The organism is Geodermatophilus sp. URMC 62 (assembly GCF_052931475.1).
Genome location: NZ_JBRFHY010000001.1, coordinates 5,388,321 through 5,406,162, shown reverse-complemented (window position 1 = coordinate 5,406,162; position 17,842 = coordinate 5,388,321). Strand labels below are relative to the sequence as shown.

Annotated in this window: 17 protein-coding genes; 8 read left to right on the top strand and 9 right to left on the bottom strand. The window is 77.5% G+C overall.

Annotated features, from left to right (window positions below):
* Positions 1 to 20: 20 nt before the first annotated feature.
* Both ACU616_RS25910 and ACU616_RS25905 read right to left on the bottom strand, forming a co-directional pair.
* On the bottom strand, positions 21 to 887 hold the full coding sequence (locus ACU616_RS25910; RefSeq protein ID WP_446761264.1) for an ArsR/SmtB family transcription factor: 867 nt from the start codon (positions 885 to 887) through the stop codon (positions 21 to 23).
* Between the two features lie 160 nt (positions 888 to 1,047).
* Positions 1,048 to 1,866 carry a lipase family alpha/beta hydrolase gene (locus ACU616_RS25905; RefSeq protein WP_446761263.1) on the bottom strand — a complete coding sequence of 273 codons (819 nt, stop codon included), beginning with the start codon at positions 1,864 to 1,866 and terminating at the stop codon, positions 1,048 to 1,050.
* A 68-nt stretch (positions 1,867 to 1,934) separates the two neighbouring features.
* On the opposite strand from ACU616_RS25905, the gene ACU616_RS25900 reads away from it, so the two are divergent.
* A complete protein-coding gene (locus tag ACU616_RS25900) occupies positions 1,935 to 2,618 on the top strand; it encodes a CDP-alcohol phosphatidyltransferase family protein (protein WP_446761262.1) in 684 nt (227 codons plus the stop codon).
* Positions 2,619 to 2,698: 80 nt separating this feature from the next.
* Entirely contained in the window at positions 2,699 to 3,676 is a 978-nt protein-coding gene (locus ACU616_RS25895) for a carbohydrate kinase family protein (protein WP_446761261.1), read from the top strand.
* Between the two features lie 59 nt (positions 3,677 to 3,735).
* Here the strand turns inward: ACU616_RS25895 and ACU616_RS25890 are convergent, their stop codons facing one another.
* The 6 genes from ACU616_RS25890 to ACU616_RS25865 are packed head-to-tail and all read right to left on the bottom strand — an operon-like array spanning position 3,736 to position 9,181.
* Positions 3,736 to 4,404 (bottom strand): flavin reductase family protein, encoded by a 669-nt coding sequence (locus ACU616_RS25890; RefSeq protein ID WP_446761260.1) that lies wholly within the window; start codon positions 4,402 to 4,404, stop codon positions 3,736 to 3,738.
* 18 nt (positions 4,405 to 4,422) lie between these two features.
* The gene (locus ACU616_RS25885) at positions 4,423 to 5,523 is read right to left on the bottom strand and encodes a glycosyltransferase (protein ID WP_446761259.1); all 1,101 of its coding nucleotides are present in this window, start codon (positions 5,521 to 5,523) and stop codon (positions 4,423 to 4,425) included.
* Positions 5,520 to 6,338: a carotenoid biosynthesis protein gene (locus tag ACU616_RS25880; protein ID WP_446761258.1), complete on the bottom strand. Its 819-nt coding sequence runs from the start codon at positions 6,336 to 6,338 to the stop codon at positions 5,520 to 5,522. Before ACU616_RS25880 ends, ACU616_RS25885 begins: the two co-directional genes overlap by 4 nt.
* Positions 6,339 to 6,345: 7 nt before the next feature.
* Positions 6,346 to 7,986 carry a phytoene desaturase family protein gene (locus ACU616_RS25875; protein ID WP_446761257.1) on the bottom strand — a complete coding sequence of 547 codons (1,641 nt, stop codon included), beginning with the start codon at positions 7,984 to 7,986 and terminating at the stop codon, positions 6,346 to 6,348.
* 2 nt (positions 7,987 to 7,988) lie between these two features.
* A complete protein-coding gene (locus tag ACU616_RS25870) occupies positions 7,989 to 8,579 on the bottom strand; it encodes a GNAT family N-acetyltransferase (protein WP_446761256.1) in 591 nt (196 codons plus the stop codon).
* Between the two features lie 14 nt (positions 8,580 to 8,593).
* Entirely contained in the window at positions 8,594 to 9,181 is a 588-nt protein-coding gene (locus tag ACU616_RS25865; protein ID WP_446761255.1) for a YbaK/EbsC family protein, read from the bottom strand.
* Positions 9,182 to 9,420: 239 nt separating this feature from the next.
* Here ACU616_RS25865 and ACU616_RS25860 point away from each other — a divergent pair, with 239 nt between their 5' ends.
* The 6 genes from ACU616_RS25860 to ACU616_RS25835 all read left to right on the top strand — a co-directional run bounded on the left by ACU616_RS25860 (position 9,421) and on the right by ACU616_RS25835 (position 16,881).
* Positions 9,421 to 9,747, top strand: a complete 327-nt coding sequence (locus tag ACU616_RS25860; protein WP_446761254.1) for a DUF6504 family protein — start codon at positions 9,421 to 9,423, stop codon at positions 9,745 to 9,747.
* A complete protein-coding gene (locus tag ACU616_RS25855; RefSeq protein ID WP_446761253.1) occupies positions 9,747 to 10,226 on the top strand; it encodes an SAV_6107 family HEPN domain-containing protein in 480 nt (159 codons plus the stop codon). The genes ACU616_RS25860 and ACU616_RS25855 overlap by 1 nt, the downstream gene beginning before the upstream one ends.
* Positions 10,223 to 14,128 carry a DNA polymerase III subunit alpha gene (locus tag ACU616_RS25850; protein ID WP_446761252.1) on the top strand — a complete coding sequence of 1,302 codons (3,906 nt, stop codon included), beginning with the start codon at positions 10,223 to 10,225 and terminating at the stop codon, positions 14,126 to 14,128. The genes ACU616_RS25855 and ACU616_RS25850 overlap by 4 nt, the downstream gene beginning before the upstream one ends.
* 219 nt (positions 14,129 to 14,347) lie before the next feature.
* Positions 14,348 to 14,827: a VOC family protein gene (locus ACU616_RS25845; RefSeq protein ID WP_446761251.1), complete on the top strand. Its 480-nt coding sequence runs from the start codon at positions 14,348 to 14,350 to the stop codon at positions 14,825 to 14,827.
* A 66-nt stretch (positions 14,828 to 14,893) separates the two neighbouring features.
* Positions 14,894 to 15,643 carry a class I SAM-dependent methyltransferase gene (locus ACU616_RS25840; protein WP_446761250.1) on the top strand — a complete coding sequence of 250 codons (750 nt, stop codon included), beginning with the start codon at positions 14,894 to 14,896 and terminating at the stop codon, positions 15,641 to 15,643.
* Between the two features lie 44 nt (positions 15,644 to 15,687).
* Complete coding sequence (locus tag ACU616_RS25835) at positions 15,688 to 16,881, top strand: alkaline phosphatase family protein (protein WP_446761249.1); 1,194 nt, start codon at positions 15,688 to 15,690, stop codon at positions 16,879 to 16,881.
* Here ACU616_RS25835 and ACU616_RS25830 read toward each other — a convergent pair.
* Positions 16,878 to 17,825, bottom strand: a complete 948-nt coding sequence (locus tag ACU616_RS25830) for a sucrase ferredoxin (protein ID WP_446761248.1) — start codon at positions 17,823 to 17,825, stop codon at positions 16,878 to 16,880. The two genes, ACU616_RS25835 and ACU616_RS25830, sit on opposite strands and share 4 nt — an antisense overlap.
* Positions 17,826 to 17,842 lie beyond the last annotated feature (17 nt).

The window sequence follows — 17,842 nt, the reverse complement described above, 5'->3', positions numbered from 1 at the left end:
GAGGAGGGCCACGTCGCCGGTCACGCCCGCACCGGCATGTCCCAGGGGGCCTGCGGCAGCACCTCGCCAGTCTCCAGCAGCGACTTGAGGTTGGCGAGGACCGCCGGCCAGCCGTGCGAGATCTCGCGCAGCGCCGTGGCGTCGGCCAGGTTCTCGTGGGTCACGGTGAGCCGGACGATGCCGCCCTGCTCCTCGAGGAGGAAGGTCACCACCGAGTCGCCGCCCGGCGGCCGGTCGCCGTCGGCCGCGCCGAAGGTCATGACCAGCCGCCGCGGCGGATCGCTCTCCAGCACCCGGCCGCCGGCGTCGGCCGCGCCGGACCCGTCGGTGCGCCGGTGCTCCCACCGGCTGCCGGGCTGCCAGTCCGAGACGTTGGCGTGGCCCCAGTAGCGGGCGGTCAGGTCGGCGTCGGTGAGGGCCTGCCAGACCTGCTCGGCGTCGGCGCGGACGTAGGTGACGTAGACGTAGGTGGGGACCGGTCCTGCCACGGCGTGCTCTGTCATGGCGTGCCCTGTCATGGCGTGCCCTGTCATGGCGTGCCTTGTCATGGCGTGCCCTGTCATGGCGTGCTCCTCTGCTGCGTCGCGGATGGCGGCCAGCGCCTGCAGGCGCGGCCGGTCGAACACCGAGATCCAGCGCTCGCCGATCTCGGAGACGGCGGCCGGGTTGAGGAAGTGGAGCCGTTCGCGGCCGCGGCGGACGACGGTGACCAGGCCGGCCCGGACGAGGACGTCGAGGTGCTGGGTGGCCGACTGCCGGGCCATGCCGGTGCGGGCGCAGAGCTCGCCCAGCGTCTGCCCGTCCTGCTCGCGCAGCCGGTCGAGGAACAGCCGGCGGGTGCGGTCGGCGAGCGCCTTGAACACCGCGTCGGGGTCCGGTGGAGCCACGAGCAGCATCGTGCAGGCATTTGCCTGCATGTGTCAACGGGCGCCGTCGTCGTCCTCCCGCACGGCAGCGCGTCCTCCCGTACCGCAGCGCGTCCTCCCGCACCGCCCACCGTGGGGGAGGACGCGCGACGATCAGGTTCCCTGATCATCGCGCGGCAGGTCAGCCGCCGAGGCGGGCGCAGTCGGCGGGCCCGAGCTCAACCGGGGCGCCCGGCGCCAGCTCGGCCAGCACGATCGCCTGCACCAGCGGGGCGCGCGGGAGGTCGCCGTGGGCCACTCGCGCCGAGGGGCACACCGACTGGACCTCGAGGTTCAGCGCGCCGTCGAGGCGGGCGGAGTCCGGCGGGGTCACCGTCTGGTCCTGCGCCGTCCAGACGGACACCCAGGTCGGCCCGGCCGGCGTCTCGTCCCCGGCGTTGAGGTCGGTTAGCAGGGGGCTGTCGGTCGCCAGCTGCCGGCACGCCTCGGGGCACTGGCCGGGCAGGACGTCGCCGGCGAGGTCGGCCAGGGTGGTGCCGTGGTGCGGCGCGCCGAGGGTGAGCACGCGCCGGGCGACGTCGGCCCCGCCGTCGGCGGCCCACAGCCGCGCCACCACCCCGCCGGCGGAGAACCCCACGACGTCGACGCTGCCGGCGCCGGTGCGCTCCCGTGCCGCCTCGACCGCGGCGTCCAGGGCGGCGGCCGAGGCGGTGAGGTCGCCGGTGCCGCCGCCGGGGACGTCGACCACCGTGGCGTCGCGCCCCTCGGCGGCCAGCCGGTCGGCCAGCGGCGTCAGCAGCCGGCCGTTGCCGCCGTAGCCGGGCACCAGCAGCACGGGCCCGGGCTCGTCCTGCGAGACCGGCGCGGCCGGCCCGCCCGGTGCCGGGCCGTCCGCGCGGCCGGCCAGGACCAGCGCCGTCGCGGCGACGGCGGCGACGACCACCAGCGCGAGCAGCGCGAGCAGCAGCCTGCGGCGAGCAGGGGACAGGCCGGCGAGCACCGTTCCACTCTCCCCGCTCTCGCCCCGGGGCGGCCGGGCTGGTGGACTGCGCCGGTGGGAGCCCGGCCGTGCTGAGCCGCGAGGAGTACCTCGCCGAGTGGTCGCGCTGGCACGGCGGCACCGACCCGGCGGACAGCCGGCTGGTGCACGGCTGGCTGTCGCTGGCCTACGCGCTGGCCCGGTCGGTGGCGTGGCTGCCGCCGCTGGCCGCCACCCTGCTGGGCCTGCTGGTGGCGCTGGCCGCGATCGGCCCGGCGGCCGCCCGCGGCGCGTGGCTGGTCGCGGCGGGACTGCTGGTCGGGCTGTCGGGGCTGCTGGACTCCCTCGACGGGGCCCTGGCGCTCGCCGGCGGCCGGGCCTCGCGGCGCGGGTACGTCCTCGACTCCGCGGTCGACCGGCTCACCGAGGCCGCCTACGCGCTCGCCCTCTGGGTCGCCGGGGCGCCCGGCTGGCTGGCCGCGCTGTTCGGGGCGCTGTGCTGGCTGCCCGACTACCTGCGCGCCCGCGCCGGTCAGGCGGGCGTGGCCGAGACCGGGTCGATCTCGGTGTGGGAGCGGCCCACCCGGGTGGTGATGACCGCGCTCACCCTGGGCGGGGCGGGGATCGTCGCCGCCACCGGGCTGGGGGAGCTCGCCGGCGTCCCCGACGCCCCCGCCGGCGTGGTGACCGCCGGTGCCGCCGTGGGCGCCGTCCTCGGGGGAGTGGGCACCGCCCAGCTGGGGTTCTCGCTGCGCCGGGCGCTCGGGGAGTGAGCGACGCCGGGGCGCGCACCGGCCCCGCCGCCTTCTAGGGTTGCCCTGCTCGCGTCCCCGCCTGCTCCCGAGGAGCCCTCGTGCCCGTCGTCGTCACCGGCTCCATCGCCACCGACCACCTGATGACCTTCCCGGGCCGGTTCACCGACCAGTTCGTCGAGGGGCAGATGGAGAACGTGTCCCTGTCCTTCCTCGTCGACGACCTCATCCAGCACCGCGGGGGCGCCGGGGCAAACATGGCCTACGGGCTGGGGCTGCTCGGTCTGGCCCCGGTGCTGGTCGGCTCGGTGGGTAGCGACTTCGCCGACTACGACGCCTGGCTGACCCGCCACGGCGTCGACACCCGGGACGTGCGCTGGTCGGAGCTCAAGCACACCGCCCGCTTCGTGTGCACCACCGACGCGGTCAACAACCAGATCGCGTCGTTCTACTCGGGGGCGATGAGCGAGGCCGGCCAGATCGAGCTGGCGCCGGTGTGCGCGCGCGTCGGCGCCCCCGACCTGGTGGTCATCGGCCCCAACGACCCCACGGCGATGGTGCGGCACACCCGAGAGTGCCGGGAGCGCGGCTACGCCTTCGCCGCCGACCCCAGCCAGCAGCTGGCCTGGGCCGACGGAGCGATGATCCGCGACCTGGTCGACGGCGCCGACCTGCTGTTCACCAACGAGTACGAGTCGGCACTGCTCATGCAGAAGACCGGCTGGGACGGCGGCGAGATCCTCGCCCGCGTCGGCACCTGGGTCACCACGCGGGCGGCCAACGGCGTGCTGGTGCGCGCGGCGGGGGCCGACCCGATCGAGGTCATCGCCGTCCCCGAGACCAAGCCGGTGGAGCCGACCGGCGGCGGCGACGCGCTGCGGGCCGGGTTCATCGCCGGCCGCACGTGGGGGCTGGGCCTGGAGCGGGCCACCCAGCTCGGCTCGGCGGTGGCCACCGAGGCCGTCGAGGTGGTCGGGACGCAGGAGTACGAACTGCGCCGCGAGCCCTTCCTCGAGCGCTTCGCCGAGGCCTTCGGCGACGAGGCCGCCGCCGAGGTCGCCGCGCACCTGCCGGCCTGACCTGCGAGGCGGAGAGGCGATCCCCGCGTCCGCGGTGCCCCGGACGCGGGGATCGCCTGCTATGCCTCGTTGCGGACCTGCGCGCCGATCGAGGGGTCCTCCGCCCACGCCCGGTAGGGGATGCGCGGGATGGTCAGCACCTCGCCGATCGTCGACCACTCGTTGCCGCCGAGGCGGGCCAGCGGGCGCAGCTCCTCGATGCGCGGCCGGCCGTCGCGGACGGCGCTCTCCCAGACGCTGATCCACTCCACCCGCCCGAAGACGACGGTGCTGTCACCCAGCCGCAGCGTGGAGTGCAGCGTGCACTCGATGCTCACCGGCGACTGCGCCACGCGCATGGCGGCGACCCGCTCGCCGGGCTCGAGCCGGACGCCGGCCTGCTCGGCCTCGCTCTGGTCGGGCGGGAAGTCGGTGCCCGTGGCGTTGGCCTGCTCGAACAAGGGCTCCGGGACGAGGTTGACGGTGAAGTCGCCGGTGGCCTCGACGTTGTTCAGCGAGTCCTTGCGGCCCACCGAGGTGAACTGCACGATCGGCGGCTGCACACAGGCGACCGTGTAGAAGGAGTGCGGTGCCAGGTTGTGCACGCCCTCGGCCGAGCGGCTGCACACCCACGCGATCGGCCGGGGGACGACGACGGAGTTGACCACCCGGTAGATGTCGCGCGGGGCCATCGCCACGGGGTCGAACGCCGTGCGGGGGCGGGAGTCGGGGGAGCCGGCCGAGGTCACGCCCCATCCTGGCCCGTGTCAGACCACGGCGCGCCCGCGCCAGGTGAGGGTACCCCGCCGGTGGCCGGCCACCGACCCCACCAGCAGCGCGTCGAGGGCCAGCAGCGACACCGGGTGGGCCAGGGCGTCGGGCCAGACCCGCCCGCCGGTGACCGCAGCAGCCACCGCCCGCCCGGCCACCCCGGCCAGCCAGCCGGCCAGCCCGGCGCGGGAGCCGCGCAGCGCGGCCAGCGGCGGCACCACCCCAACGGCGGTGAGCACCGCGGCCGCGGCCAGCCCGGCGGCCGGCGACCCGCCGACGGAGGCCCACAGCGACTTGCCGTACCCCTCGCGCATCGCCGCCCAGCCGTCGTACATCCGGCACTGCGCGAGGGTGGTGCCGGCGGCGGGGACGGCCCGCCCGCCCGCGCGCTTCACCGCACGGGCCAGCGCGACGTCCTCGACCACCTCGTCGCGCACCGCCGCGTGCCCGCGGGCGCGCAGGTAGCCGCGGCGGGTCAGCGCGAGGAACTGGCCGTTGGCCGCGGTCAGCGACGGCCGCGGGGAGCGCTCGGCCACTCGCAGCGGCAGCGTGGTCAGCCACAGCCACGGCGACAGCGGCTGCACCAGCCGCTCGGCCGCGGTGCCGGCCACCGGACGCGGCCAGGGCGAGACCAGGTCCAGGCCGTGCGCGTCGAGCAGCCACACCGCGGCGGCCACCGCGTCGGGGGCCAGGCGGACGTCGGCGTCGACGAAGACGAGGTACCCGTCGTCCTGCGCCGTCCGCGCGCCCACCCAGCACGCGTGCGGCTTGCCCAGCCAGCCCGCCGGCGGGGGTGGGGCGGTGACCAGCCGCACCCGGGGGTCGGCGACGGACCGGACGACGTCGGCGGTGCCGTCGGTGGAGCCGTCGTCGACGACGACCACCCGCAGCCGCGGCACGCCGCGCGAGGCCAGGACCGCGGCCAGGCAGCCGCCCACCTGCGCCGCCTCGTCCCGCACCGGGACGACGACGGTGACCGGCCGGGCGACCTCGGGCGGGTCGGCCGGCGCGCGGCGCAGCAGGCCGGCGTTGACCGCGGCGTGCGCCGCGCCGGCGACCGCCAGGCCGGACAGCACCCGGACGACCGGGCCGCTCACCGGCGGCGGGCCTGCACCGCGAGCACCGCCAGCACGACCGCCGTCAGCGCCGCCCCCCAGGCCGCCGAGCCCGGCAGGCCGAGCCAGACGGCGTGGGCCAGCGCGCCGCCGGCCACCATCCAGGCGATGACCAGCAGCGGTGCGGCGTCGACGACGTCGGTGCGCCGCCCGCCGGGCCGCGCGGTGCGGGCGACGGCGAGGTCGAGCAGCGTCATGAGCACCAGCCCGGCCAGCAGCCACCCCGCCAGGTTGGTCAGCGGCACGGTGTCGATGCCGGGGAGCCCGGGCCGCGGCTGCGCCCAGGTCCAGTAGCCGGCCTGCACGAGCTGCGGGTCGAGGACGACGTCCCACCCGGCGAACACCGCCGCGGCGACGACGACCCGCGCGGCACGCCGTCGCCCGGGCCGGACCCGGCGGGTGAGCACGGCCGCGAGGACCCGGCTCGGCCAGGCCATCATCAGCCAGGCGAGCGGCACGAGGAACGGGACGCCGAGCAGCGTGGGCCCCAGCGCGCCGCTGTAGCCGTAGGGCCCGTAGGGGAACCCGGTGGCCAGCCCGACCGCCTCGAAGACGACCGCGGTGACCGCCACCAGCGCGAGCAGCGCCACCCCGGTCCGTGCGCCGTGGGCCGCGGCCGCCGACGTCACCGACACCGCCGACCCCAGCAGCACGATGGTCCAGGAGACGGCGTCGCGGCCGCCCCCGTCGGTGAGCGGGTAGGCGATGGCGGCCAGCACGAGCGCCACGGCGAGGACCAGCGGCAGCCGCGCGGCCGGTGCCGGCGCCCACCGCGCCGCCGCCGTCGCCGAGGTCACCGGGTGCTCACCGCGAGCGGGCCGCGCGGACCGCCCGGCCCGCCGCGGCGCGTGCCCGGGCCAGCGGGCGCCGGTCGGCGAGCACCGCGCGCGCCGCCGTCCGGCCGGAGTTGCCCGACACCCCGCCGCCGGGGTGGGTGGAGGCACCGGCCAGGTAGAGACCGGCGAGGCCGGGCACCCGGTAGCCCGCCAGCGCCGGCGTCGGCCGGAAGGCGAACATGCTGGCCAGCCCCATCTCCACGTGCATGACGTTGCCACGCAGCAGCGACAGTTCCCGTTCCAGCAGCAGCGGCGTCTGCACGTACACCCGCTGCACCGAGTCGGCGAAGCCGGGCGCGAAGCGGTCGACGGCGTCGACCAGCCGTCTCGCCTCGGCCTCGGCGAGGTCGTCCCAGTCGCCGCCGCCGGCGAGGGCGTAGGGGTACCACTGCCCCCACACGGTGACCACGTGCTGCCCGGGCGGGGCGAGGCTGTCGTCGCTGGCGGAGAACGACATCGCCAGCGGCACCGGCTCGCGCGGCAGCCGGCCGGCCAGCCAGTCGCCGTGCGCGGCGGCCAGCTGCGCCCGGTCGGTGCACAGCAGCTGCAGGCCCTGCGCCGACACGGCCGGGTCGACGCCGGGGTAGGCCGGCAGGGCGTCGGTGAGGCAGCGCAGCACCAGCCCGAAGCCGTTGCCCACCGGCGGCGCGGCGTCGGCCAGCGCGGGCGGGGCGGACTCCCCGGCGAGGTCGCGGGTGGCCAGCACGTGGCAGGCGGCGACGACGACCGGGGCGGTGAGCCGCCGTCCGGAGACCGTCTCGACGCCGGTGACCTGCCCGTCCTCGACCAGCAGCCGCGCGGCGCCGTCGCCGAGGACGACCCGCCCGCCGTCGGACTCCAGCCGGCGGCGCAGCGCCGCGGTCAGCCCGCCCGAGCCACCCACCGGGTGCCCCGGCGGGACGTCGTGCAGCAGGGCGACCCAGGCGACCATCGCCGCGGTGCCCGGCTCGCTCATCGGCGGCCCGGACTGGGCGCCGAACCAGGCCAGCGCCGCCTTGAGCCGCTCGCTGGCGAACCAGCGGTCGAGCAGCGCGTCGCCGGAGCCGAGGAAGTCCACGGCGAGGTCGCCGCCGGGCGTGCGCGGGGCGTCGCCGGTGGGCGCCCCGAGCGGCCAGAACGCGCGGGCCAGCCCGAGCGGCGTGGGGCGGCGGCCGAAGGAGTCGACGACGGCGCGGCTGCGCGGCCCCCAGACGCCGACGAACCGGCGGTAGGCGGCCGCGTCGTCCTCGCCGCAGGCGGCGGCGATCGAGGCGCACGTGGCGTCGAGGTCGACGGAGAAGACCAGCGGCCGGCCGTCGGGACCGGGGTCGCCGGGGACCGGCGCGGGCGCGAACCCCCACGGGTCGCAGTCGAGGTAGCGCAGCCCGGCTGCTGCGAGGTCGAGCTCCTCGACGACGCCGCTGTGCCGGACGATGACGTGCGCGCTCGAGCCGCGGTCGACCCGGACGCCCGGCCAGCGCTCCACCGTGGACACCGCCCCGCCGAGGACGTCGTCGCGCTCGACCACCTCGACGGCGAGCCCCGCGCGGGCCAGGTAGCAGGCGGCGACCAGCCCGTTGTGCCCCGCGCCGACGACGACGGCGTCGACGGCCCGGTCCGGCTCCCGCACGCTCAGGAGCCGGGGACCGGCCGCAGGGGCAGCCGGGCGCCGAGGATGGCGAAGGGGCGGGAGTCGCCGGGGAAGTGGTGTCCGCGGGCGAGGTCGACGAACCCGTCGGCGTGGTACAGCCGGAAGGCCTTGGTGTCGGCGTCGGGCGTGGACAGCAGCGCGGCCGGCGCCGGGACGCCCTCGACCAGCGCGTGCAGCAGCCGGCGGCCCAGCCCGCGGCTCTGCGCCTGGGGGTGGACGTGCAGCTCGCACACCTCGAAGGCGCCGGGCAGCCAGCGCTTGGCGGTGCGCCGGTCCAGCGCCGCGCGCACCTGGTCGTGCCACCACTGCCCGGGGGCGACGAGGTAGCCGTACCCGAAGCCGACGAGCTGCTCGCCGGACGGCGCGTCCGTGGTGGGTGCGGCCGCGAAGGCGCCGACGGCGCGGAACCCCGGGCGCTCGGTGTGCTGGACGGCGTAGCCGTAGCGGCCGGCCACCACCGAGGCGTCGTAGCCCATCGCCTCGCCGTAGATGGACAGCGCCTCGTGCATGTGGTCGCGCAGCCAGCCGACGGGGAGCTCGGTCACCCGCGTCGCGGGTGTCGTGCCGGTCACGGTTCTCTCCTCGCTCACGGAGCCACCGCGACGGCGGGGCCGGGGGTGGTCTCGGTGCGGGTGGTCTCGGTGGCCACGAGCCCGGTGCTCCCGGCGTCCTCCGCCCGGGCGGCCTGGGTCGGGCCGTCGCCGACCTCGGCGGCGGTGCCGGCGGTCAGCCGCAGCAGCTCGTCGTAGGTGGTGGGGAACACCGCGGACGGGTGCCCGGCCGCGGCCCAGACGCGCTCGTGGCGGGCCAGCTCGACGTCGACCAGCGTGCCGATCGGCGCAGGGTGCCCGAGGGGGGACACCCCGCCGATGGGCTGGCCGGTGTGCTCGCGGACGAAGTCGGCCGAGGCGCGCGCGACCCGGGGGACGCCCAGCAGCGCGGCGACCCTGGCGACGTCGACCCGGTGGGCACCGCTGGTGAGCACCAGCAGCGGCGCGCCGCCGACGTCGAACACCAGGCTGTTGGCGATCGCCCCCACGGGGACGCCCAGCGCCGCGGCGGCCTCGGCGGCGGTGTGGGCGCCGGACGGGAGCTCGTGGACCCGCCCGCCGGCGCCCGCCTCGGCGAGGAGGTCGGCGAACACGGCCACCCGGGGGTGGGTGGGGCGGCTCATGGGGCCGATCCTGCCACCGCTGTCGGTGCCTCGCCGTACCGTCCCGCGCGCACGGAGGGGCGCGGAGGGGGAGGCGGCGGGGCGGTCCTCCTCCCGGGCGGGTCCGGCTTGACGCGACGGGCGGGGTCGGGTGTACTCGACTTGTTCGAACACGCGTTCGAACGGTCGTCACCGCTCTCGGGACCTTCCCCGCCCGGGGCGGTGGCGACCGATCAGGGGCACGGGGTGGGGAGTCGGGCATGAGCCGGGTGCTGGGTGAGGTCGGCGAGCGGGTCGGCGAGGAGGTGCTGGTCGAGCGGGGTCCGCTCGGCCCCGCGCAGTTCTGGCGCGGCCAGGGGCGCTACGTCGTCGGCGAGCTGCTCGACTCGTGGGTGGAGACCGCGCCCTGGTGGCAGCGGCCCGCCGGCATCCCCGGCGGCGCCTCGGCCGACCTGGTCGCGGCCCGCGAGGTCTTCCGGGTGGAGGCGGTGCGGGCCGGGCGGTCGCGGATGAGCTTCGCCGGCGTCTACGACCTGTCCTGGGACGCCGCCGACAACCGGTGGTCGCTCGTGCGGGTGCACGACTGATGGGCGCCGCGCACGCCATGGCCGACCAGCTGCCGCTCCCCCCGCCGCTGCCGGCGGCCGCGGCGCAGCTGCTCGGCCAGGCCACCCGGGCGCTGGGCGAGGCCGCCCGCGCCACCGACGCGCGCGATCGCTACGCCACCGCCCACCTGGGTGCGCTGCGGGCGGCTGCCGCGGTGCTCGCCGCCCGCACCCGGCCGGAGGGTGGCCGTCGCCGGCCGCGCAGTGCCTGGGTGCTGCTCGGTCAGGTCGCTCCCGAGCTGGGGGAGTGGGCCACCTTCTTCGCCGCCGGCGCGGGCAAGCGGGCCGCCGCCGAGGCCGGGTTGTCCCGCGCGGTGACCGAGCGGGAGGCCGACGACCTGGTCCGTGACGTCGGCTCCTTCCTCGCCGTGGTCGAGGACCTGCTCGCGGGCACGCCCGAGCCCGCTCCGCGACCCCGCGTGGTCGGGGGCACCGCCCACCGTCCCGCGCGCGGGCGGTGACCGGGGACCCCTTCGTCCACCTGCACGTCGCCTCCGGGTACTCCCTGCGGTACGGGGCCAACCACCCCGTCGACCTGGTGGCGCGCGCCGCCGAGCACGGCATGACGGCGCTGGCGCTGACCGATCGTGACGGCCTCTACGGCGCGGTGAAGTTCGCGCTGGCCTGCCGCTCGGCGGGGCTGCGGCCGCTGTTCGGGGTCGACCTCGCGGTCGCCCCGTCGGTGGACACGGCCGTGCCGCCGGCCCGGGCGCACGTGCTGGGTGAGGACGACGAGCTGTCCGCGCGCAGGGCGGGCCGCCCGGGCGCGGCGGGACGGAGTGCGGCGGGACCTGGTGCGGCGGGGCGTGGCGCGGCGGGACGGAGCGCGGCGGGACGGAGCGCGGCGGGGCAGGGTGCTCCTGCGGGGTCCCCGGCCCGGCGCAGCCCGGTGCGCGGTGGGGCGAGCGTCGACCCGCGGCTGCCGCGGGTCACCTTCCTCGCCCGCGACGGCGCCGGCTGGCGGTCGCTGTGCCGGCTGACCAGCGCCACCCACCTGCGCGGCACCCGCGGCGAGCCGGTGGCCTCCCTGGCGATGGCCGCCGAGCACACCCCCGGGCTGGTCGCGGTGCTCGGGCCGGACTCGCCGGTGGGCCGGGCGCTCGCGGCCGGGCGCGCCGACGTCGCCGCCGCCCGGCTGTCCGCGTGGCGCTCGGTGTTCGGCCCCGGCTCGCTGGTGGTCGAGCTGGTGCACCACCGCGGCCAGGGCGACCGCTCCCGCGCGCAGCGGCTCCTGCGCTTCGCCACCGAGGAGGGCGTGCCGGTGGTGCTCACCAACGCCGTCCGGTACGTCGACGCCCTCGACGCGCCCACCGCCGACGTCCTCGACGCCTCCCGGCGGCTGGTCGCCCTCGACACCCGGCACGTCGACCGTCGCACCGCCGAGGGGTACCTGAAGTCGGGCAAGGAGATGGCCGAGGTCGCCGCGGACCTCACGGGCCCCGACCGCGACGCCGCGCTGCGGCTGCTCGAGCGCACCGCCCGGCTGGCCGAGCAGTGCGCCGTCGACGTCACCGGCGACCTGGGCGTGGGCTCGGTGCGCTACCCCGAGCTCGACGTGGTCACCGCGCCCGGCGAGCGGGGGATGAGCCCCTCGCAGGTGCTGCGCGCCCGCTGCGAGGCGGGGCTGGGCCGGCGCGGGACGGCACCGACGGAGCAGGTGCGGCGGCGGCTGGACGACGAGCTCGCCGTCATCGACTCCCTCGGCTACCCGTCCTACTTCCTCACCGTGGCCGACGTGGTCGACCTCATCAGGAGCCTGCGGGTGCGCGCCGCCGCCCGGGGGTCGGGTGCCGGCAGCCTGGTCACCTACCTGCTGGGCATCTCCGACGTCGACCCGATCCGCTACGGCCTGCTGATGGAGCGGTTCCTCTCCCCGCTGCGCCACCAGCTGCCCGACGTCGACATCGACGTGGAGTCCGCCCGGCGGATGGAGGTCTACGACGCCGTCATCGACCGCTTCGGCGCCCACCGGGTCAGCTGCATCTCGATGATGGACACCTACCGGGTGCGGCACGCCATCCGCGACGTCGGCGCCGCGCTCGGCCTGCCGCCGGCCGAGGTCGACGCCGTCGCCAAGGCGTTCCCGCACGTCCGGGCCGACCAGGTGCACGCGGCGCTGCGCGACCTGCCGGAGCTGCGGGCCAGCCGGCTGGGCTCGCGGCGTGGCGGCGGCACCGGCGACCTCGACCTGCTCTTCGACCTCGTCGCCCGGCTCGACGGGCTGCCCCGGCACATCGCGCTGCACCCGTGCGGGGTGCTGCTGTCCGACGCCACGCTGCTCGACCGCACGCCGGTGGAGAGCAGCTACCTCGGCTACCCGATGAGCCAGTTCGACAAGGACGACGTCGAGGAGCTCGGGCTGCTCAAGCTCGACCTGCTGGGCATCCGGATGCAGTCGGCGATCGCGCACGCCCTCGACGAGGTGGCCCGGGTCGACGGCGAGACCGTCGACGTCGACGCGATCCCGCGCGACGACCCGACGACCTTCGAGCTGATCCGCAGCACCCGGACCCTCGGCATGTTCCAGATCGAGTCGCCGGGGCAGCGCGAGCTGGTCGGCAAGTTCGGGCCCGAGACGTTCGAGGACATCGTCGTCGACATCTCGCTGTTCCGGCCGGGCCCGGTCAAGAGCGACATGGTGACGCCGTTCCTGCTGGCCCGGAACGGCTGGCGCGACCCGGTCTACCCGCACCCCGACCTCGAGCCGTTCCTGCGCGAGACCGCCGGCGTCGTGGTCTTCCACGAGCAGGTGCTGCAGATCGTGGCGCGGATGACGGGCTGTGACCTGGCCCAGGCCGACGAGGCGCGGCGGGCGCTGGGCGACCGGGAGCTGCACCCGGAGGTGCGGGCCTGGTTCGTGCCCGAGGCGCTGCGGCACTACCCGGTCGAGGTGGTCGAGAGGGTGTGGGAGGTGCTGGTCGCCTTCGGCTCGTTCGGCTTCTGCAAGGCCCACGCCGCGGCGTTCGCGCTGCCCACCTACCAGTCGGCGTGGCTCAAGACCCACCACCCGGCGGCCTTCCTGGCCGGGGTGCTCACCCACGACCCGGGCATGTACCCCAAGCGGCTGATCCTCGACGACGCCCGCAACTTCGGCGTCCGGGTGCTGGGCCTCGACGTCAACACCTCGGCCGGCAGCTACCGGGTGGAGCGGCTGGCCGCGGCCGACCGGCGGACCGACTGGCGGCGGCCGGAGTGGATGCCGGCGGCCATGCCCGACCCCTCCGGCTACGGCATCCGGCTGGCGCTCTCCGACGTCAAGGGCATCTCCGACGACGAGGTGGCGCGGGTCGTCGCCGGGCAGCCGTACCGGTCGCTCGCCGACTTCTGGGCGCGGGCGGCGGTGTCGCGTTCGGTGGTCGAGCGGCTGGTGCTGGCCGGTGGGTTCGACTCCCTCTACGGCTTCGGGGTGCGCGACCGGGAGGCCGGCCGGCCCACCCGCGCCCGCGGGTCGGTGACCCGCCGCGACCTGCTGCTGCAGATCAGCGAGCTCGACCGGTGGAGCCGCAGCGGGGCGCGGGCCGGCTCGGTGGGGCAGCTCAGCCTCGACCTGCTCGGCCTCGAGCTGCCCGGTGACGACACCCGTGACGAGGGTGGCCCGGACCAGGCCGGTGACGAGGGCGGCCCGGGCGAGGGCGGTGAGGAGGGCGGTCCGGAGACGACGCTGTCCTGGGGCACGGGGTCGGGGCTGCCCGAGTTCACCGACGCCGAGCTGGTGCGCGCCGAGCTGGAGGTGCTCGGGCTGGACGCCAGCCGGCACGTCGTCGACTTCTACCGGCCCTTCCTCGCAGCATTGGGCGCGGTGCCGGCCGGCGAGCTGCTCGGCAGCCGCAGCGGCGCCGAGGTGCTGGTCGCCGGGGTCAAGGTGGCCACGCAGACGCCGCCGATCCGGTCGGGGCGCCGGGTGGTGTTCGTGACCCTCGACGACGGCACCGGCTGCACCGACTCGACCTTCTTCGAGGACGTGCAAGGCCCCTACGCCGGGACGGTGTTCCACTCCTGGCTGCTGGTGATCCGCGGGGTGCTGCGGCGCACCGGTCCGCGCGGGGTGTCGATCCGGGCGACCGGGGCGTGGGAGCTGCCGGCGCTGCACGAGGCGTGGGAGACCGGCGGCCCGGCCGCGGTGGCCGAGCACATGGCCGCGCCGGGGGAGTACACCGAGCAGGCCATCGCCGGGGCGGCGGCCTCGCACGGTGCCCGGCCGGTGGTGGTCCGGCCGGTGCTCGTGCACCCCACCGGCTTCCGGATGTCGCCCTACGCCGACGTCAAGCCGGCCGGGGACGACGCCGCGACCGCCGCCCGCCGCGCCGCGGCCGCCGCGCCCCGCAAGCTGTGGCACTCCAGCCCCGGCAGCTCCGGCCACTGACGTGCCGGCCCCGCTGCCCCCGCCGTCTCGGCGCTCACGGGGCCGCGGGGGGCGACACGCCGGTCGCCGTCGGGGTGCCGCCGCTGCCGCGCCGTGATCGGCCCGCCCGGGCGCGGGCGACCGCCGGACGGCGTCCCGGAGGCCGATGACTCCGGCCGCGCCGCGCGGTCTACTCCTCGACGCCGGCACCACGCCGGCCCCGGAGGAGGAGCACCAGCCATGCCGAAGCAGATCCCGTGCCTGTGGTTCGACGGCCGCGCCGAGGAGGCCGCGGAGCACTACACGTCGGTCTTCCCGAACTCCTCGATCACCCAGGTCACCCGCTACGGCCCCGACATGCCGATGCCCGAGGGCACCGCCATGACCGTGAGCTTCACCCTCGACGGGCACGACTACGTCGGCCTCAACGGCGGCCCGGAGTTCACCTTCACCGAGGCGATCTCCTTCCAGATCATGTGCGCCGACCAGGACGAGGTCGACCACTACTGGTCACGGCTGACCGACGGCGGCGAGGAGAGCCAGTGCGGCTGGCTCAAGGACCGCTTCGGCGTCTCCTGGCAGGTGATCCCCGTCGAGCTGTTCACCCTGGTCGGCGACCCCGACCCCGGCCGGGCCCAGCGCGCCACCCAGGCGATGCTGCGGATGCGCAAGATCGTCGTCGAGGACCTGCGCGAGGCCGCCGACCGCGTCCCGGCCTGATCGGCCCCTCGGCAGGGCCCGGCGTGCGCCCGGTGGGTCCGCCCACCCGCCAGTAGGGTCGGCGGGGTGAGCGCCCCCGCCCCGTCCACCGGCGAGCAGCTGCCCGTCCGGACCGCCGCGGTGTGGGCCGCGCTCGACCCGCTCGTCGGCGCCGGCGGCACGCTGCGGGTGCTCGACGTCGGCGGCGGCAGCGGTGTCTTCGCCGTCCCGCTCGCCCGCCTCGGCCACCAGGTCACCGTGGTCGACCCCAGCGCCGACGCCCTGGCCACCCTCCGGCGGCGCGCACAGACCGCCGGTGTCGGCGACCGCGTCCGCGGCCTGCAGGGCGACGGCGACCTGCTGCACGAGCTGCCCCTCGACGACCACGCGGGGGACGACGGGTACGACCTCGCCCTCTGCCACTCGGTGCTCGAGGTCGTCGACGACCCCTCGGCCACCCTCCGCGAGATCACCCGCGCGCTGCGCCCCGGCGGCCAGGTGAGCATCGCCACCGCCAACCGTGCCGGCGCCGTCCTCGCCCGCGCCCTCGGCGGGCACCCCAAGGAGGCCCTCGCGCTGCTCGAGGACCGCGACCCCGCCCCCGGCCGCACCCGCCCGGCCCGCCGCCGCTTCGGCCCCGACGACCTGCTCGCCCTCGTCACCGACGCCGGCCTGCAGCCGGGCCCCTGGCGCGGGGTCGCCGTCGTCACCGACCTGCTCGACGCCGCCTCCGGCGCCGACCCCGAGGCCGTCCGCCGCCTCGAGCTCGCGCTGGCCGGCACCTCGCCCTACCGCGACGTCGCCACGGGCCTGCATGTGCTGGCGACCCGCCCCTGATGTCGAGTCCGAGTCGGCCTCGTCCCGGGGGCCGCCCTGAGCTCGTGAAGGGTGGGGAGGACGGGGTCCGTCCGCTGCCACCCGGCCTCACCCGCCCCGCCTACGGCGCGGCCACCCTCGCCGACGTCCTGCCCGGCGTGGCCGCGGCCCTCGGCGTCCCCGTCGACCGCGGCGACCTGCCGCCCGACCCGCTCGGTCTCACCGCGGCCCTGGCCGGCGCCCGCCGGGTCGCGGTCCTGCTCGTCGACGGGCTCGGCGCGCACCTGCTGCGCGCGCACGCCGCGCTCGCCCCGGTGCTCGCCGGCCTGGCCACCCCCGCCGGCGACCTGGCCGCCCCCTGCCCGAGCACCACCCCGGTCAGCCTCACCACCCTGGGCACCGGCGTCCCCCCGGGCGGGCACGGCGTCCTGGGTTTCGTCACCGCCGTCCCCGGCGAGGACCGCACCCTCAACCACGTGCAGTGGGCCGACGACCCCGACCCCGCGGTGTGGCAGGCCCGGCCGACGGTCTTCGAGCAGCTCGCCGCGGCCGGCGTCCCGGTCACCGCCGTCGCGCCCTACGCCTACCGCGGCTCGGGCCTGAGCACGGCGGCCTACCGCGGCGCCGGCTACTCGGGCACAGTCGGCGCCGGCGACCTGGCCGCGGTGGTCCTGCAGTCCCTGGCCGCGGCGCCGGCCGGCCTGGTCTACGGCTACACGCCCGAGCTCGACCTGACCGGGCACGTCCGCGGGCTGGACTCCCAGAGCTGGCGGCTGCAGCTCGCGCTGGTCGACCGGCTGGTGGAGCAGGTGGTCGCCGGCCTGCCCGACGACGCCGCCCTGCTGGTGACCGCCGACCACGGCATGCTCGACGTCCCCCCGCACACCCGCGTCGACCTCGACGAGGAGCCCGTGCTCCTCGACGGCGTCGCCCTGCTGGCCGGCGAGCCCCGCGCCCGCTACGTGCACGCCGTCCCCGGCGCGGCCGGCGACGTCCTCGACGCCTGGCGCGGCGTCCTCGGTGACCGCGCCTGGGTCACCAGCCGCGAGGAGGCGGTGGCCAGCGGCGTCTTCGGCCCCGTCGACGGCGGGCTGGCCGCCCGCATCGGCGACGTCGTCGCGCTGGCCCGCGGCCCGTGGGCGATGACCGCCGGCACCACCGAGCCCGGCCCCAGCCGGCTGGTCGGCTACCACGGCTCGCTCACCGACGCCGAGCTGGCGATCCCCCTGCTGCTCGCCCGCGGGCCCGGCCTGCACTAGCCGGCCGGCGACACCGACAGGGCCGTCCAGGTCCGGGAGTGCGCCGGGTGCAGCGCCCGGCAGGTCAGCTGCGCCGCCTCCTCGGAGGGCCGGCTCTCCACGCGGACGACGACGTCGCCGTCCGGGCCGGCCAGCACCACCTCGAAGCGCTCGACACCGGCGGCCTCCTCGGCGGCGGACCCGGGCAGCTTGCGGGAGGAGCGCAGGGGCAGGTCGTCGACCCCGAGCAGCCCGAGCTCCGCGCGCGCGGCCGCCTGCGCCGCCTGCGCCGGCATGGGCAGCCCCGACCGGCCGCGCAGCCACGGCAGCGCCACCTGGCCGCGCGCGTGGGCGGCGACGAGGTCGGCACCGTCGCCGGACACCTGCCCGTAGGCGAACCCGTGCGGCAGCACGAGCACGTTGCCCGCGAACCGGCAGCCGCCGAGGTGGCTGCACTCCCACACGTCGGCCGGGCCGGGGGCGGGCAGCGCGCGGGCCAGCGGCCGGCCGCGCAGCGCGCAGCAGGCGTCGTGCTGGCCGTGCGTGCACACCAGGTAGGTGGGGCGCTGCGTCCGCTCGCCCACCGACCCGTCCCACGGGGCGTCGAGCAGGTCGGCGTCGCCGTCGCGCACCGACCACCACAGCCCCTCGGAGCCCGGCCGGGCGTCGACGTAGGCCCAGCGGCGGCCGGAGTCGGCCAGGCGGTCGCCGGGGCGGCGGACCAGCAGCACCCGCACGCCCTCGGCCCGGGCGCGGGCGGTCAGGCCGGCGGCCACCCCCCGGTCGAACCGGGACTGGGTCAGCGCGTCGCGCCCCCACGGCCCCGGCTGCTCGATGAGCAGCCAGCGCTGCGCCGGCCCGGCCGTGCCCGCGGGGGAGTCGCCCCGCGCCTCGGCGGTCACCGAGCAGCGGGTCGGGTCGATCCGGCCGCGGGGGGAGGGAGCGGCGGCCGTCGGGGCGCTCACCCGGAGCTGGGCTGCGG